The organism is Pseudomonas sp. S2_A10 (assembly GCF_054668465.1).
The window spans coordinates 3237072-3253313 of the sequence record NZ_CP162773.1; the positions used below are offsets into that span (position 1 = coordinate 3237072).

General features: G+C 59.7%; 19 protein-coding genes. 18 read left to right on the forward strand and 1 reads right to left on the reverse strand.

The features are described 5' to 3' along the window. Positions 1–58: 58 nt before the first annotated feature. From AB4N41_RS14505 to recX, 18 genes are all read left to right on the forward strand, one after another. Entirely contained in the window at positions 59–1948 is a 1890-nt protein-coding gene (locus AB4N41_RS14505) for a phage tail tape measure protein (RefSeq protein ID WP_252877583.1), read from the forward strand. Further along, positions 1945–3183, forward strand: coding sequence for a DNA circularization protein (locus AB4N41_RS14510; protein WP_095180509.1), 1239 nt, complete (start codon positions 1945–1947; stop codon positions 3181–3183). The genes AB4N41_RS14505 and AB4N41_RS14510 overlap by 4 nt, the downstream gene beginning before the upstream one ends. A gap of 3 nt (positions 3184–3186) precedes the next feature. Then, positions 3187–4236, forward strand: coding sequence for a phage baseplate assembly protein (locus AB4N41_RS14515; RefSeq protein ID WP_252877584.1), 1050 nt, complete (start codon positions 3187–3189; stop codon positions 4234–4236). 150 nt (positions 4237–4386) lie between these two features. Next, positions 4387–4896 carry a phage baseplate assembly protein V gene (locus AB4N41_RS14520; RefSeq protein ID WP_252877585.1) on the forward strand — a complete coding sequence of 170 codons (510 nt, stop codon included), beginning with the start codon at positions 4387–4389 and terminating at the stop codon, positions 4894–4896. Beyond that, on the forward strand, positions 4896–5294 hold the full coding sequence (locus AB4N41_RS14525; RefSeq protein WP_041478092.1) for a phage GP46 family protein: 399 nt from the start codon (positions 4896–4898) through the stop codon (positions 5292–5294). The genes AB4N41_RS14520 and AB4N41_RS14525 overlap by 1 nt, the downstream gene beginning before the upstream one ends. Then, complete coding sequence (locus tag AB4N41_RS14530) at positions 5284–6330, forward strand: baseplate J/gp47 family protein (protein ID WP_056783281.1); 1047 nt, start codon at positions 5284–5286, stop codon at positions 6328–6330. Before AB4N41_RS14525 ends, AB4N41_RS14530 begins: the two co-directional genes overlap by 11 nt. Next, positions 6318–6917, forward strand: a complete 600-nt coding sequence (locus tag AB4N41_RS14535) for a YmfQ family protein (protein ID WP_252877586.1) — start codon at positions 6318–6320, stop codon at positions 6915–6917. Before AB4N41_RS14530 ends, AB4N41_RS14535 begins: the two co-directional genes overlap by 13 nt. A gap of 13 nt (positions 6918–6930) precedes the next feature. Next, positions 6931–8082, forward strand: coding sequence for a phage tail protein (locus AB4N41_RS14540; RefSeq protein ID WP_252877587.1), 1152 nt, complete (start codon positions 6931–6933; stop codon positions 8080–8082). Beyond that, complete coding sequence (locus AB4N41_RS14545; protein ID WP_095180513.1) at positions 8079–8594, forward strand: phage tail protein; 516 nt, start codon at positions 8079–8081, stop codon at positions 8592–8594. Before AB4N41_RS14540 ends, AB4N41_RS14545 begins: the two co-directional genes overlap by 4 nt. 124 nt (positions 8595–8718) lie before the next feature. Then, positions 8719–9612, forward strand: a complete 894-nt coding sequence (locus tag AB4N41_RS14550) for a gp53-like domain-containing protein (RefSeq protein WP_095180514.1) — start codon at positions 8719–8721, stop codon at positions 9610–9612. Then, positions 9613–10059 (forward strand): phage tail assembly chaperone, encoded by a 447-nt coding sequence (locus AB4N41_RS14555; RefSeq protein ID WP_095180515.1) that lies wholly within the window; start codon positions 9613–9615, stop codon positions 10057–10059. 17 nt (positions 10060–10076) lie between these two features. Then, positions 10077–11279, forward strand: a complete 1203-nt coding sequence (locus AB4N41_RS14560) for a carbohydrate-binding protein CenC (RefSeq protein WP_095180516.1) — start codon at positions 10077–10079, stop codon at positions 11277–11279. Positions 11280–11290: 11 nt separating this feature from the next. Then, a complete protein-coding gene (locus tag AB4N41_RS14565; protein WP_252868889.1) occupies positions 11291–11509 on the forward strand; it encodes a hypothetical protein in 219 nt (72 codons plus the stop codon). A 36-nt stretch (positions 11510–11545) separates the two neighbouring features. After that, complete coding sequence (locus AB4N41_RS14570; RefSeq protein ID WP_095180518.1) at positions 11546–12112, forward strand: glycoside hydrolase family 19 protein; 567 nt, start codon at positions 11546–11548, stop codon at positions 12110–12112. Then, positions 12091–12609 carry a lysis system i-spanin subunit Rz gene (locus AB4N41_RS14575; protein WP_252877588.1) on the forward strand — a complete coding sequence of 173 codons (519 nt, stop codon included), beginning with the start codon at positions 12091–12093 and terminating at the stop codon, positions 12607–12609. Before AB4N41_RS14570 ends, AB4N41_RS14575 begins: the two co-directional genes overlap by 22 nt. A 67-nt stretch (positions 12610–12676) precedes the next feature. Beyond that, on the forward strand, positions 12677–13177 hold the full coding sequence (locus tag AB4N41_RS14580) for a CinA family protein (RefSeq protein ID WP_041478216.1): 501 nt from the start codon (positions 12677–12679) through the stop codon (positions 13175–13177). Between the two features lie 83 nt (positions 13178–13260). Beyond that, positions 13261–14319 carry a recombinase RecA gene (recA, locus tag AB4N41_RS14585; protein WP_024011876.1) on the forward strand — a complete coding sequence of 353 codons (1059 nt, stop codon included), beginning with the start codon at positions 13261–13263 and terminating at the stop codon, positions 14317–14319. A gap of 8 nt (positions 14320–14327) precedes the next feature. Further along, a complete protein-coding gene (gene recX, locus AB4N41_RS14590; protein WP_252877589.1) occupies positions 14328–14798 on the forward strand; it encodes a recombination regulator RecX in 471 nt (156 codons plus the stop codon). Positions 14799–14857: 59 nt separating this feature from the next. On the opposite strand, the gene AB4N41_RS14595 is transcribed toward recX, so the two are convergent. After that, positions 14858–15973, reverse strand: coding sequence for an LOG family protein (locus AB4N41_RS14595; RefSeq protein WP_252877590.1), 1116 nt, complete (start codon positions 15971–15973; stop codon positions 14858–14860). Positions 15974–16242 lie beyond the last annotated feature (269 nt).

Below are 16242 nucleotides of genomic sequence, written 5' to 3' on the forward strand. Positions count from 1 at the left end.
TGCTCCGCGAATCGCTGGAGCACGCGCAACGGATCAATGCGATGCAGCAGGTGCAGTGATGGCAGACGAAGAGAAGAAAACCCCGAAACCGGTGCTGATCACCGGCATCGATGAACTCTCGCCCAAACTGGGCGCCCTGCGCATGAAGGTTGAGAGTTTTAAAAACAATCTCGAGCAGACCGGCCTCGGCAAGCTGGACATCAGTGGTCTGTTCAACGGCGGCAGCGTGATCACGCCGTTTGTAGACGGCATCAAATCGGCCGCAGCGTTCCAGGGCAAATTGAGCGAAGTCAGCGACACGGCGAAAACCGTAGATCTGCCCGCCGCGCCGACAGCAGCGACGCAGAACATGAACGTGTTCAGTGCGTCGATGCAGAAGGTTTCGGCGGCGGTGGACGCCGCGCTGGTGCCGGCGGTGGGGGCCTTGGTGGTCGGGCTGGAACCGATGCTGACGCAGGTCGGCAGCCTGCTCGCCGACAACCCGAAACTGGTTGAAGGCCTGGCGGCGGGGGCAATTGCCTTCTCCGCTATGCAAACCGCGGTCACCGGTATGACGCAGGTGATGGACGTCATGAACATGGTGCTCAAGACCAACCCGATCATGCTGATCGCCATGGGCATTGCCGTGGCGGCCGGTTTGATCGTGGCCAACTGGACGCCGATCAGCGCGTTCTTCACCGGGATGTGGGAGGGCGTGAAAAACATCGGGGCGAGTGCGATGGCGACGTTGCGCTCGGTACTCGACTGGCGACCGCTGGCGGCACTGGCTGCGCTGTGGGAACCGGTCACGGGATTTTTCTCCGGAGTCTGGGACAAGGTGATGGCCGTGACGGCGCCAGTGATCGACTTCTTCAAGTCGGTTTTCTCGTGGTCGCCTGCGGGGATGATCATTGAAAACTGGGGGCCGCTGACCGGCCTGTTCTCGGCGATCTGGGAATTGCTCAAGGCCTTGAGTGTGCCGGTGATGGCATTTCTCAGAAACCTGTTCGATTTCTCGCCGATGCAGATGCTTACCGATGCGTGGGGTGGTGTCGTGAGGTTCTTCGAACCGATGTTCAGCGGCCTGCGAGAAGTCGCGCTACCGGCTAAAGAATTCCTCGTGTCGCTGTTCGACTTCTCGCCAATGCAGATGATCACCAGCGCCTGGGGAGGCGTTATTGCGTATTTCCAGCCGATATTGACGACGCTGCAATCGGCTGTGCAAAGCACCCGGGATACTTTGCGGGCACTGTTCGATTTTTTCCCGATGCAAATGCTCACCAGCGCCTGGGGTGGGATTGTCGGGTTCTTCGAACCGATCTGGATGGCGCTGCAAACTTCTGTGCAGCGGGTCAGAGGCTTTTTCACCAGCCTGTTCGAGTGGTCGCCGCTGGAGCAGATTGCTCAGTATTGGCAGCCGATCGGTGAGGTCTTTTCGGCGATCTGGGGCGTCGTGTTGGCGCTTTCCGCGCCGGTCGTGGATTTTCTGCACAGTCTGTTCGAATGGAAACCTCTGGATCAGATCATCGAGAGTTGGGGGCCGATCACTGAGTGGTTCGGCGAGTTGTGGCAAAAGCTGCAAACCGTCATTGCGCCGATCAAGGAGTTGTTCGAGGGTGGCTTCGCCGGACTGATCGCCAAGGTCACCGGCAAGGTCGAAACGCTGACCCAAGCGCAACGCGAGACCAATGCCGAAGGCAAAGGCGAACTGGCACCGGCGTTCTTCGCTGCCAGTCCGGCGCCTGCTGGCAACGGCGCACTGCAAAGCGGTTCGTTGCCACAAACCTCCAGCGCGCTGATCCAGCAAAGTGCCGCCAACAACCGTACGCAACTCGAAGGCGGCCTGACCGTGCGCTTCGAAAATGCGCCGGCCGGCCTGCGCACCGAACAACCGCAAACCAATCAACCGGGCCTGGCCGTGTCTTCACGCATCGGCTATCGCTCGCTGTCGATGGGAGGTTCCCAATGAACTGGCGTGACCGTTTATTGCCGGCATCCTTTCGCGGTGTCGGTTTCTGGATCGACCAGGCGAAAACCCCGGTCGGGCGCAAAGGACAGTTGCATGAGTACCCGCAACGCGACCTGCCGTTTTTCGAGGACCTCGGCCAGCAGGCCAAGACTCACGATCTGACCGCGTTCATCATCGGCCCCGATTGCCTTGAGCAGCGCGACAAGCTGCTCAAGGCGCTGGAGCAGGGGCGTGGCGAGCTGGTGCATCCGTGGCTTGGACGCCTGCAAGTCAAGGTCGGCGAATGCGACATGACCCACACCCGCCAGGACGGTGGGCTGGTGACGTTCGCATTGAAGTTCTATCCCGACCAACCCCTGCCGTTTCCGACAGCCACGGTCAGCACGCAGAAAGTGCTCCTGGCCAAGGCCGACGGTCTGCTGGGTTCAGCGGTGGCGCGTTTCGAACAGGCGATGACTTTGATCAAGGCTGCGCGGATCGGCATCACCAACCTGCGCAACAGCCTTACCGGCGTCTATGACGTGATCAAGGAGCAATTGAAACCTTTGATCGAGCAGTACCGCCAGATCACTGAACTGGTCAAAGCCGTGAAAGAGCTGCCCAAGGAAGTGGCGGCGGAATTCAACGGTTTGCTCGGCGATATCCAGGAACTGAAAGCGTTCGCCAAGGAAGGCTACCGTGGCGTGATCGCCGACGTGTCGCAGCAACTCGAAGCGATTCGCAAGGCTGATGCGCCGAAGATCACCACCGGCAAGGACACCAATGCCGCAGCGCAGGCGATGGCCGATCTGGTGCAGGACACGCTGATCGTCAAAGTGGCGCAGTGGGTCGCATCGATGCCAGTGGCCACCCGAGCGCTGCAACTGCCGTCGACGCCCACCGTTGCTCAGCAGGCCCATCAGCAAGTCACCCGCCCGGAAGTCCCGGCCACGGATGATTTGCAGGCGCTGCAAAAGGATTTGGTGGAGGCGCTGCAAGGGGCGAAAAACAAGGCCGATCCTGATCACTATCAAGCTATCAGTGACGTGCAGGATGCCTTGGTTGCGCACCTCAAGGCCGTGGCATCCTCGGGCGTGCGACTGGTCAGCAAATCCTTTCAGGAAAGCCTTCCAGCACTGGTCATAGCGTACAAACAGTTTGGCGACGCCACGCGAGTCACCGAAGTCGTGCAGCGCAACGGCGTGACCAATCCGTTGTACCTCCCGCAAAGCGATGTGAAAGTCTCCAGGGAGTGAACCATGGACGAGTTGGATAACCACGTCACACTGACGGTTAACGGCATGGAATACGGCGGCTGGAAAAGCGTCGAAATCACCGCCGATCTCGAGCGTCAGTTCCGCACCTTCAAGCTCGACATTACCTGGCAATGGCCGGGGCAGGCGGTGAGCAAACCGATTAAACCCGGCGACCCCTGCGAGGTGAAAATCGGCAAGGATCTGGTGCTCACCGGTTACGTGTTCAAGGCACCGATCCGCTATGACGGGCGGCAGATCAGCCTGACCATCGAAGGCAGTTCGAAAACCCAGGATCTGGTCGATTGCGCCGCCCGTAACCTGCCCAGCCAATGGCAGCAACAACCCTTGCTGACTATCGTCCGCGATCTGGCGAGCGAATATGGACTGTGGGTCGTCAATGAAATCAGCGACACCACACGCCTGACCAAACACACCATCGTGCCGGGTGAAACGGCATTCCAGTCGATCGACCGATTGCTGTCGCTGCTGCGGGTGTTTTCCACCGACAACGAGCTGGGCCAGTTGGTGTTGGCCAAACCCGGCAGCGGCGGCCGCGCCAGCGATGCGCTGGAGCTGGGCAAGAATATCTTGTCGGCCAGTGCGCCAATGGATTTCAGCCAGGTGTTCTCCGAGTATCGGGTGATCGGCCAGCAGAAAGGCTCGGATGCGAAAAGCGGCGCGGCGGTCAGCGAAGTCGAGTCGACGGCGGCCGACCTGAGTTTCAAACGGCGGCGCACCACGGTGATCAACGAAGGCACGCAACTGACCTTTGAGTTGGCGCAGCAGCGTGCCCAATGGGAAAGCGCGACTCGCATGGGCCGTGCGCAGACCACCACCTATCAGGTGCAGGGCTGGCGGCAGAGCAATGGCGATTTGTGGCGCCATAACACGCTAGTGAAGGTCAAGGATCCGGTGCTCGATTTCGATGGTGACATGCTGATTTCCAAGGTCACTTATTCGTTGTCGGCGCAAGGTTCGGTGACCACGCTGCAAGTTGCCCCGCCGCATACCTTTGATCCTGATCCGACGCCCCCGAAGCAATCCCAGGCCTGACGCAGATCCTGCTGGCGACAATGGCCCCTGTGGGAGCGGGCTTGCCCGCGATAGCGGTCGTGACAACAAATACATTTTTTCCCTGACACACCGCCATCGCGGGCAAGCCCGCTCCCACAGGGTTTGTGTCGACAAAGTCTAAGGAAACCCATGAGCCTACTGACACGCCTGCTGGCGCGCGGCACTGTCGTGCTCGCCAATTCGGCAACCAAGCTGCAATCGCTGCAAATGCGCCTCACCGCCGGTGAAGTCAACGACGACCTCGAACACTTCGAACCCTACGGTTTCACCAGCCATCCGTTGGCTGGCGCTGAAGGGGTCGTCACCTTCATCGGCGGCGACCGTTCCCACGCCATCGCCCTGGTCATCGCCGACCGTCGCTATCGCCTGCAAGCGCTCGCTGCCGGTGAAGTGGCGATCTACACCGACGAGGGCGACAGGATTCACTTCAAGCGCGGGCGGATCATCGACATCGAAACCGCCACGCTGAACATCCGCGCCAGCAGCGCGGTGAACTTCGATACGCCGGTGATCAACCAGACCGGCAAGATCGTTTCCACCGGTGATCAACTGGCTGGCGGCATCAGCCAGATCAAACACGTGCATGTTGGCGTGCAGGCCGGTAACGGTCAGACCGGCGCGCCGGCAGGAGGCCAGTGATGTTCATCAGCCAGAACCTCCACGCCGCGCTGACCCGCGCCGTGCTCATCAGTCTGTTCACCTGGCGTCGCGCCGCTGATGACGACGCCCTCGATGACGAAGAACGCTTCGGCTGGTGGGGCGACAGTTTTCCCACGGTTGCCGACGATCGCATCGGCTCGCGGCTGTGGCTGCTGCGCCGGGTCAAGCTGACCCGGCAGACGCAAATGGACGCCGAGTTCTATGCCCGCGAAGCCCTGCAATGGCTGCTCGACGACGGCCACTGCAGCGCCATCGACATCATCAGCGAACGCCTCGACGCCCAGCGCCTGAACCTGCGCACGATCCTCACGCTGGCTGACGGCGAACGTCTGGACATCAACCCCGATAACAGTTGGCAGGTGATCTATGCCGTTTGAAACCCCTTCGCTGCCGGTGCTGATCAAGCGCACCCAAAGCGACCTGGCCGGCGATTCGCTGCGCCAGTCCGATGCGCAAGTGCTCGCCCGCACCCTCGGCGGCGCCGCTTATGGTCTGTACGGTTATCTCGACTGGATCGCCGAGCAGATCCTGCCGGACAAGGCTGACGAGTCAACCCTGGAACGCATCGCCGCGCTGCGCCTGAATCAGCCGCGCAAAGCCGCGCAAGTGGCTACCGGCAGCGTCAGTTTTACCGCCACTCCCGGCGCCGTGCTCGACGTCGACACTCTGCTGCAAGCGAACGATGGCCGCACCTACAAAGTCACCACGGCGCGCACCACGGTCAATGGCAGCAACAGCACCACGATTGCGGCGCTGGAGGCCGGCAGTCTGGGCAACGCTGATGCGGGTTTGACGCTGACCCAGGTGCAGCCGATTGCCGGGATTGTCGGCAACAGCTTCGTGGTGCTGGCGCCGGGCCTCAGCGGCGGCGTGGCGCGGGAAAGCCTCGAATCGCTGCGCTCGCGGGTCATCCGTTCCTACCGCGTGATTCCCCATGGTGGCGCGGCCAGCGACTACGAAACCTGGGCGCTGGAAGTGCCGGGTGTGACGCGGGCGTGGTGCCGGGGCGGCCTGCTCGGGCCGGGCACGGTGACGGTGTTCATCATGCGTGATGAAGACCCGCAACCGGTGCCGAACGATGAGCAGTTGGCGGAGGTTCAGGAGTACATCGAACCGCTGCGTCCGGTGACCGCGGAAGTGCACGTGCAGCGACCGGTTCAAGTGCCGGTGGTGTATCGCTTCAAGAGCGTCAATCCGGACACTACCGCCGTGCGCGCCGCCGTTGAAGCGCAGTTGCGCGATCTGCACAACCGCGAGGCTGACCTCGGCGTGCCGTTGCTGATCAGCCATATCCGCGAAGCGATCAGCAGCGCCGGCGGCGAATACGATCACACGCTCACTGCTCCAGCCGCTGACGTGCCGGCCGGGCAGAGCGAACTGCTCACCTTCGGAGGCTGCGTATGGGGGGCATAAGAACCGCCGCGCAATACCAGGCGCAGTTGCGCGCCTTGCTGCCCAGTGGCCCGGCATGGGATCCGGAGCGGGTGCCCGAGCTTGAGGAAGTGCTGCAAGGCGTCGCCGTCGAACTGGCCCGTCTGGATGCGCGCGCCGCCGACCTGCTCAACGAAATGGACCCGGCCGGCGTCAGCGAACTGGTGCCGGACTGGGAGCGGGTGATGAACCTGCCCGACCCGTGCCTGGGCGCCACGCCGTTGTTCGACGACCGCCGCCTCGCCGTCCGCCGCCGCTTGCTCGCGGTCGGCAGCCAGGCGGTCGGTTACTACCTCGACATCGCCAAAAGCCAGGGTTACCCCAACGCCAGCATCACCGAACACGAAGCCCCACGCATGGGCCGCGCTCGCTTCGGCTCGGCGCATTGGGGCACTTGGGAAGCGCAGTTCATGTGGACGCTCAACACCGGCGGCCGCCTGCTGCTCGGCCGCCGTTACGGCGCGAGCTACTGGGGCGAGCGCTTCGGCGTCAACCCGGGCTCGGCGCTGGAATGCCTGATCCACCGCAGCGCGCCGGCGCATACCAAGGTGCGCATCAATTATGACTAGGGAGGGATGAGGGATGGATTATCCGAAGAGTGTGCCCAGCGCCGGGTTGGTGAATGGGAAGTTTGTTGATGAGAACCCGTTGATGGGGACGCCGGGGTCGTTGATTCCGGCGGATTGGGGGAACGGGGTTACGCAGGAAATTCTTAACGTGATCAAGGCGGCGGACCTGACGCCTGACGAGAAGAAATACGATCAGTTGTTGCAGGCGATTCAGAGCGTTTCGGCCAAGGGCTGGAATTTGGATTCGGCGTTGCCGATTGGCGCCTTGCCAACCGCCACCGTCGCTACGGCGGACGGGCGATTGCCAATCACACCGACCGCGTTTGCTACCAGTGGCGGGCGGTTATCTATTCTGCCCGGCGTACTGATCAGCCTGGGCCAAGAAGTGCTGGCAGGTCAGTTGGGTCGTCCGCGCACGTTTACGACACAAGCCTGGAGCAGTGCCGATCTTTTGCCCAACTCTGGTTACTTTCTGCGTGCGCAAGTGGTTGCGGGCCTGCTGACCTTCTACATGCAGCGCGGCACGATTTATGACGCTACACCGGAGGGTTTGAAGGGCACGATCAATGGAACGGCGGGAGGCGGTTTCCAGTCGACGACGCTGGATCTTTGTCTGGCATGGGTGGTGACGGCTGGTCCCGGCTCGGTACCAATTGTCCGGCCGATTTATAACCGCAGTCGCTTGTCGTGGACGCAAACAATCAGCGGTAATGGCGTGGTGTACCTGCCACTTGACCCGCATGCTCGTGCCGCTCGTCTGGTGGTGGGCAACGCGACGCCGCATCCGACACAAGTCACAGCTGTGAATTTCGCTACACCCGGATGGCTGGGCGCCAACTACTGTTTTCTCAACCCGAAGGTTGCCACGTCGAGCAACTGGGACGGCTGGGCCAATGCGGGTGAGACGGTGCGGGTTATTACCAACAACGAGGTGAATGACACAACCGTTTCGACATTGACCGCCAGCTTCGACCACAGCATTTTGCGTTCCCTGTGGCAGACCTATCAAGCCGAACACGCCTTCGGTGCTGATAACGGAACAAGTGACGAATTGCTGTTGAGCATGGGTATCAAAAATATCCTTCCAAGCGACTACTCCAACGGTATTGCGATCAACTTTACAGCAGCGGTGAATATCAATCTTTCCTGGGAGTTGATCCGATGATCATCATTCAAGAAATGCATCAGTTCGAGGACGGTTTGCGTGCTGCACAGCCTTCTCCTGCCCATGAGTGGGTCGCTGAAGCATGGCAGCTCAATACGGGCAGGGTCGCCGAACTGGAACTGCTGGAAGCCGAACGCCTCTGCGGCATGATCGACGCCGCTGCTGATAACGTCCGCTCGGTGCTGGCCGGCGACCCGCTCAAAGCCATGGAATACGCCCAGGCCGCCGCCGACGCGCAGGCTTATCAGGACGCCGGTTACCCAAAAAAAGAAGTGCCGCTGTCGGTCGCCGCGTGGGTTGTCAAAGGCCGCAGCGCCAAACAGGCCGCCGAGCAGATTCTGAGTAAGGCGGAGCAGTTGACTGACCATTTGCTCACTCTGCGCACTTTGCGCCTGAAGGCCAAGGCGCAGATTCGCGCACAGGCGGGCAAGGGCAAGGTCGATTTGGCGCGTGGCGCCGCAGACGATGCGTTGATCGGGATTCGTGCCCTGATCAACGGTATATCCAGCTAGGCAACAAGGTCCACTTCTACGTCACCGACGCCACGCGATATGGGCTTGTTTAGTTTGTACATCATTTGGCCTGTGGCGCCCCGCGCGACCGCAAGGATCGAAGTCATCGTTAAGGAAAAAGACAATGGATTATCCAATCAGTGTGCCAAGCGCAGGCTTGGTCAATGGCATGTTTGTTGATGAGGACGCGCTCGCGGGCACACCCGGCTCGTTGATTCCCGCGAGATGGGGCAACGGCGTGACGCAGGAAATTCTCGGCGTTGTGCGGGCTGCTGGAATGACACCGACCGAGACTTCAAATACACAAATGCTCGACGCGCTACGTAGCTCGCAGCTCTTCAAAACCCCGGCGCAATTCGATTTCAGCCGTTCAGTGGCTACGGCCGAGTTCGTGCAGCGTGCACTGGGCAATCACGCAGGGTCTCGTGACATCGCAGCCACGGCGCAACTTTCTCTTGCGGATGTGGGATGGGCGATCGGCCTGGGCGGAAACTCGGCCTATACCGTGTCTTTGCCAGACATCAAGTCAGTTCCCAATGGCGCAACGTTCACGCTGCATTGCCGTAGCAACGCCCCGGTCACTATTGCCTGTACAGGCATTGCGAAAATAAGCCCGCAAGGAGCTGAACTGACCTCGATTGTCATGAACAGTGGTGAGAGCGCCACCGTCGTCAGGGAAAACGGAGTCTGGGCAGTCCACGGCACCGCGAGTCTCAAATATGCCGCACTGTTTTCAGGGTTGACGGCTAACCCCGGGTATCAGAAGCACGCCAGTGGAAACATAGATCAATGGGGGACCGGCATTACGGATGCCAACGGTGAAATGTGGGTCAATTTCCCGGTTTCCTTCCCGAATGGTTTTTTCTCATGTGTCGCCAACCATGCCGGTGGCGAAGCGGCCATCGTGATTGTTGTCGGAGGCACCGCCACCAAGCAAGGCGTTCGCTTGAAAGTGCGCAACGCGGTCAACCAGCCTGGCGCTGGCTGGACCGTGTTTTATTTTGCCAAGGGTTATTGAATGAATACTACCAACGTGCTTTTCAGCGCCGGTACGCGAGGCGTGTATGTACCGGGTATCAATTCGTCGGACATTCCTGACGATGTCATCGAAATTCCCCAAGCCTATTGGATCTCGCTGCTGCAGCAACTGTCGGTCACCGCGAAAGTTATTGGCGTGCATGCTGAAAGCGGTTATCCGGTCCTGGTCGATCCACCGCCTCCTTCGGCAGAGGCGGCCGCAGGCTTCGAGCGCACCTGGCGCAACGCCCAGCTTGCCGCCACTGACGGCCTGGTCGCACGCGACCGTGATGAACTGGAGGACGGCGGCGGCACAACATTGACCACTGAACAATATGCCGAACTGCAAACTTATCGACGGGCGTTGCGCGAGTGGCCGCAAGGCTCATTCTTCCCGTCCAGCGCGCATAGGCCGGTGGCACCGAGCTGGCTGCCTGCTGCGCTTTAAATCATTAGGGACGTGATATGGATTATCCGAAAAGCATTCCGGGCTCAGGTCTGGAAAACGGCAGGTTTGTCGACGAAGACCCGATTGCAGGGACGCCGGGGTCACTGATCCCGGCGAGTTGGGGGAACAGTGTTACCGAGGAAATACTCAATGCAATCACGGCTGCTGGCCTGACACCTGATGAAAATCAGACCCATCAATTGGCTCAAGCCATTCGAGAGTTGTCCAGACCTGATCCGCTGCAAGCGTTTCCGGTGCAGGTCTATCGCAAGAATCTGTTGATCAATGGCGATTTCAGAATCTGGCAGCGTGGTGCGAGCAATCAGGCGCCAAATGTCGGCGGGTACGTGGCTGATCGTTTCCGTTGTGACTGGAACGGAAACGCCGGAGTGAGCATCACGCGGCAAAATTTTGCGCTCGGGCAAGGCGAGGTCTCTGATGAACCGGCCTGTTTCCTGCGCTGGCAGCAAACGTCCGCAGGGGCGGGAGCTACCGTTCACAAAATCTCCCAGAATATAGAGTCGGTCAGAACGCTCGCCGGAAAAACGGCAACGCTGACGTTTTGGGCTCGATCCGATGCCGTGCGGCCTTTGCAAATAACGATTGCGCAGCAATTCGGAGTAGGTGGATCGGCAGCCGTTGGGAAACTGATTGATACGTTTCAACTGAACACAGTGTGGACGCGCTACACCGCAACGTTTCAGGTGCCCGCCATTGCGGGGAAAATGCAAGGCAGCGGCGACTGTCTGACATTGGCGTTCGATCTGCCTCTCAACGTTCTGCAAACGGTCGATCTGACACAGATCCAATTGGAGGAGGGGCCTGTGTCCACTCCCTTTGAGCTTCGTCCCTTAGCGCAGGAGCTGGCGTTATGTCAGCGCTATTACGAAAAGTCATTTGCTTCCGGGTTGCCGGTCAAAGCCAATAATGGCACCAATACGTGTATCTCGACGTTTACTCAGGTCCCGGCAGGAAATATCGGCCAATACGGGATGACGATCGGCTTTCTGGTTCAGAAAAGGGTTCAACCGACTGTCACTGCCTATAGCCCGGCAGACAGCAGTAATCAGGTCTGGAATCAAACGATCAGCAAAGCTTGCACCGGCACGCTACTTCAAGGCGTAACGGATCGTAGTATTTCTTTTGCCACTGTCACGCCAGTCGGCAGCGCACCGGGGCAGACTTTACAACTGGAATGGACAGCGGACGCTGAAATCTAGGAGCGACACTCATGGCTTATCAACTAAGCGCTTGCGGCGTGTTGCGCCTGGCTGACTGTGCATTTATTCCACAGGACTCCAACAATCGCGACTGGCTAGAGTTCCAGCAGTGGCAGCTCTCGGGCGGGCAGGTGCTACCGGCGGATGGGGTACTCGCTGAAACTGGTGCAACCGGCACCCTGAAAACTCTGGCAAATAAATGGCTGGCAAGCATCAACCGCCAGCCGTGATTCAATCGGGACAACATCCAGGGAGGATCAAGCATCATGCAATTAACTGAAAAACACCTTATCGACATCATGCCCAACGCCCGCTCCCAAGCGGGCGTTTTTGTTTCGCCACTCAACACCGCGATGGCCAGGCATCGCATCGATACGCCAAAACGTATCGCGGCTTTTCTGGCACAGGTCGGTCACGAGTCGGGCCAATTGCGTTACGTGCGCGAACTGGGCAACAACCAGTACCTGAGCAAATACGACACCGGCACCCTGGCGCTGCGTCTGGGCAATACGCCCGAGGCGGATGGCGACGGGCAAAAGTATCGCGGGCGTGGACTGATTCAGATCACCGGCCGGGCAAATTATCGTCAGTGCAGTCTCGGCTTGTTTGGCGATGAGCGTCTGTTGGCATTGCCCGAATTGCTCGAGCAACCGCAATGGGCGGCCGAATCGGCGGCGTGGTTCTGGGCGCAGAAGGGCCTGAATGAACTGGCCGACGCGGACCAGTTCAACACCATCACCCGGCGGATCAACGGCGGGTTGAACGGCTTGCAGGATCGTCTGGAAATCTGGGCGCGGGCGAGGGCGGTGCTATGTCCAGCTCCTGGCGCGTGATGGGTCTGTTGCTGCTGGTGACCGGGGCGTTTGCAGCGGCATGGCAGTTTCAGGACTGGCGCTACGGGCGGCAATTGGCCGAGCAGGCGCGGTTAAACGCCGAAACCCTCAATCAACTGACGCAGACCGCCGCCACCGCGCAACAGGCCGAGCAGGATAGACGCCTGGCACTGGAGCAGCGGCTCGCGGCCAGTGAGCAAACCCATTATCGAGCGCTGAGCGATGCCCAACGTGATCAGGATCGCTTGCGCGATCGCCTTGCTACTGCCGATGTGCGGCTGTCAGTCCTTCTCGATGCCGGCGACGTTGCCCACGGCTGTGCGGTGCCAGCCGCCGCCGGCACCGGCGGCGTGGATCCTGCAACCGTACGCGCCCGACTTGACCCGGCGCATGCTCAACGAATTATCGCCATCACCGACACCGGCGACCGTGGATTGATTGCGTTGCAGGCCTGTCAGGCCTATGTCAGAGCGCTGGCGCCCGAACATCTTGAATGATCTTGTGTATTGAAAGCATGGCCGGCTCGTGTACGGTGAAGGCATTCCACACGATTCGGAGCTCGCCGTGAAAGAGACCACTCAACTGGCCGCAGAACTGGGCCGACGTCTGCAAGTGCTCAATGCTCATGTCACTACCGCCGAGTCCTGTACCGGTGGCGGTATCGCCGAAGCGATTACGCGGATTCCGGGCAGTTCGGCCTGGTTTGAAGCGGGTTATGTGACGTACTCCAATCGGCAGAAAACCCGGCAGCTGGATGTGCCAGGCGATTTGTTCGAGACGGTAGGGGCGGTCAGTCGTGAAGTGGTCGAGGCCATGGTGCGCGGTGCGCAGCATCACAGCCTGGCGCATTTTGCCGTGGCGGTCAGCGGTGTCGCCGGTCCCGACGGTGGCACGCCGAACAAACCGGTGGGCACAGTGTGGCTGGCCTGGGGTGTGGGCGATGAGGTTTACACTGAAGTTCAGCACTTCCCCGGCGGTCGTGATGAAGTCCGCCGACAAACGGTGAAGGCCGCGCTAGAGGGGCTTGTGCGACTAGCGGCACGAGAAATCGAAAATCAGGGGTAGGCGATCTTCGAACGCTGTGGAATAATACTGGCTACTTATACAGGTGTTGGCCGTCAGGCCTTATTGATTACGTGAGGACTTTAATGGACGACAACAAGAAGAAAGCCTTGGCTGCGGCCCTGGGTCAGATCGAACGTCAATTCGGCAAGGGTGCCGTAATGCGTATGGGCGATCAGGACCGTCAGGCGATCCCGGCCATCTCTACTGGCTCTCTGGGTCTGGACATCGCACTCGGCATCGGCGGTCTGCCAAAAGGCCGTATTGTTGAAATCTACGGTCCTGAATCCTCCGGTAAAACCACGCTGACGTTGTCCGTGATCGCCCAGGCGCAAAAAGCCGGCGCGACCTGCGCATTCGTCGACGCCGAGCACGCGCTCGATCCAGAGTACGCCGGCAAGCTGGGCGTCAACGTTGACGACCTGCTGGTTTCCCAGCCGGACACCGGCGAACAGGCCCTGGAAATCACCGACATGCTGGTGCGCTCCAACGCCGTTGACGTGATCATCGTCGACTCCGTGGCCGCACTGGTGCCGAAGGCTGAAATCGAAGGTGAAATGGGCGACATGCACGTCGGCCTGCAAGCACGTCTGATGTCTCAGGCGCTGCGTAAAATCACCGGTAACATCAAGAACGCCAACTGCCTGGTCATTTTCATCAACCAGATCCGTATGAAAATCGGCGTGATGTTCGGCAGCCCGGAAACCACCACCGGTGGTAACGCGCTGAAGTTCTACGCCTCGGTTCGTCTCGACATCCGCCGTACCGGCGCGGTGAAGGAAGGCGACGAAGTGGTCGGCAGCGAAACCCGCGTCAAGGTTGTGAAGAACAAGGTGGCTTCGCCGTTCCGTCAGGCCGAGTTCCAGATTCTTTACGGCAAAGGCATCTACCTCAACGGCGAGATGATCGACCTGGGTGTGCTGCACGGTTTTGTCGAGAAGTCCGGCGCCTGGTACGCCTACGAAGGCACCAAGATCGGTCAGGGCAAGGCCAACTCGGCCAAGTTCCTGGCGGACAACCCGGAAATCGCCGCGAAGCTCGAGAAGCAGCTGCGTGACAAGCTGCTGTCGCCAGCGGTGATCGCGGATTCCAAGGCCTCGGCGGTCAAAGAGACCGAAGACGACCTGGCCGACGCTGATCTCTGATATCAGCGATGACCACCGCCGTACTGGATACCCTCGTCGCGGTGCGGCGAACCGCCATGGACCTGCTCGCACGTCGCGAGCATGGTCGAGTCGAGTTGACGCGTAAGCTGCGTCAGCGCGGCGCCGAGGCGGAGCTGATCGAAACAGCCCTCGACCGTTTGACGGAAGAGGGTCTGCTTTCCGAAGCCCGTTACCTTGAAAGCTTTGTCTCCTACCGAGCCCGTTCCGGCTATGGCCCTCTGCGAATTCGCGAGGAGCTCAGCCAGCGGGGTTTGCAACGTACCGATATCGAAATCGCCCTGCGCGAAAGTGGTATCAATTGGCAGGCGCAGCTTCAGGATACGTGGCAACGTAAGTTCTCCGGACATTTACCGATTGATGCGAAAGAACGGGCCAGGCAAGGCCGGTTTCTGGCGTATCGGGGGTTCTCGATGGAGATGATCAACCGCTTGTTCAGCGGTCGAGGGATAGACGATTAGACCGATTCAACAAAAAAGGCCCGCTATTTTTTAGAAAATAGCGGGCCTTTTTTTTGCCTTCAAATTACGTTGAAAGGCTCGCGTGAGCGTTGTGCAATGGGCGGTTTTGAATCGGCCCAGTTTTCCGGCAGATTGATAAAGTCCACCAACTCCCTCAGACGACCATGGGTACGGCCATTGAAGGCAAAGGCCAGCCGTGCCAGATGGCTGAACTGCGCATCGTCGTGTTCTTCGCCGCTGTAGGCATGTTGGTGGAACTGGTCGCTCAGGCACAGATCAGCAAACTCCTCCTGCATCCGCGCCAGTGCCTGGTCGCTGAGCTTGTGGTTCATGCGAATCACAAATTGCCGCTTGAGCCAGCGGCTGGAGTGGAAGTTGCTGTAGAACTGATTGATCTCTTCCACCGCTTCTTCAACGCTGTAGACCAGTCGCATCAGCTTCATATCGGTCGGCAGGATGTAGCGGTTTTCTTCCAGCTGATTGCGGATGAAGTCCAGCGCACCTTGCCAGAAGGTACCCCCCGGAACATCCAGCAACACCACCGGCACCAATGGGCTTTTGCCGGTCTGAATCAGTGTCAGCACCTCCAGCGCTTCATCAAGGGTGCCAAACCCGCCTGGGCACAGCACCAGCGCATCGGCCTCTTTGACGAAGAACAGTTTTCGGGTGAAGAAAAAGTGGAATGGCAACAGATTATCGGTGCCGTCGACGGTGGGGTTGGCGTGTTGTTCGAAGGGCAGGGTGATGTTGAAACCCAAACTGTGGTCACGTCCGGCTCCTTCGTGGGCGGCGGCCATGATGCCGCCGCCGGCGCCGGTGATGACCATCATCTCTGCGCGTGTCAGTGCTGCGCCGAGTTCGCGGGCCATTGCATACAGCGGATGCTCCACTGGCGTACGTGCCGAGCCGAACACGGTAACTTTGCGCCGCCCCTTGAATTGCTCGAGTACACGAAATGCTTGCTCCAGTTCACGCAGGGCTTGCAGGGTGATCTTGGCGTTCCAGCGGTTGTGGTCTTCCTGAGCCATGCGCAGCACGGTCAGGATCATGTCACGGTAGATGGGGATGTTCGGGCTGTTGGTGGAAATATGACTGAGTTGGGCTTCGACCTGGCTGACAAGGTCGCCGCTTTCCTGAAAATGACGGCTCAAGAGGTCATTCGGTTGATAAGGCATTCAACGTCTCCTTCTGTACAGAGCGGGTAGCCCGGACAACCAGCGTCCGGGTCGCACTGCAAAAACACACAGGGCCGGCAGTTCCATTTCTGCCGTTAACGAATGATCGGGAATACTCTCAATCTAGACCCTCGCACGCATTCGCGCTGACTTGAACAGTGCGCTGTAACGTTTTGTCTGGCAACCGCTTACTGATTTGCGCCAAAGCCCCGCCGCTCGTCTGAACGTATCGCAAAGGGCCATCACTCTGATTTACTCAAATACAGACG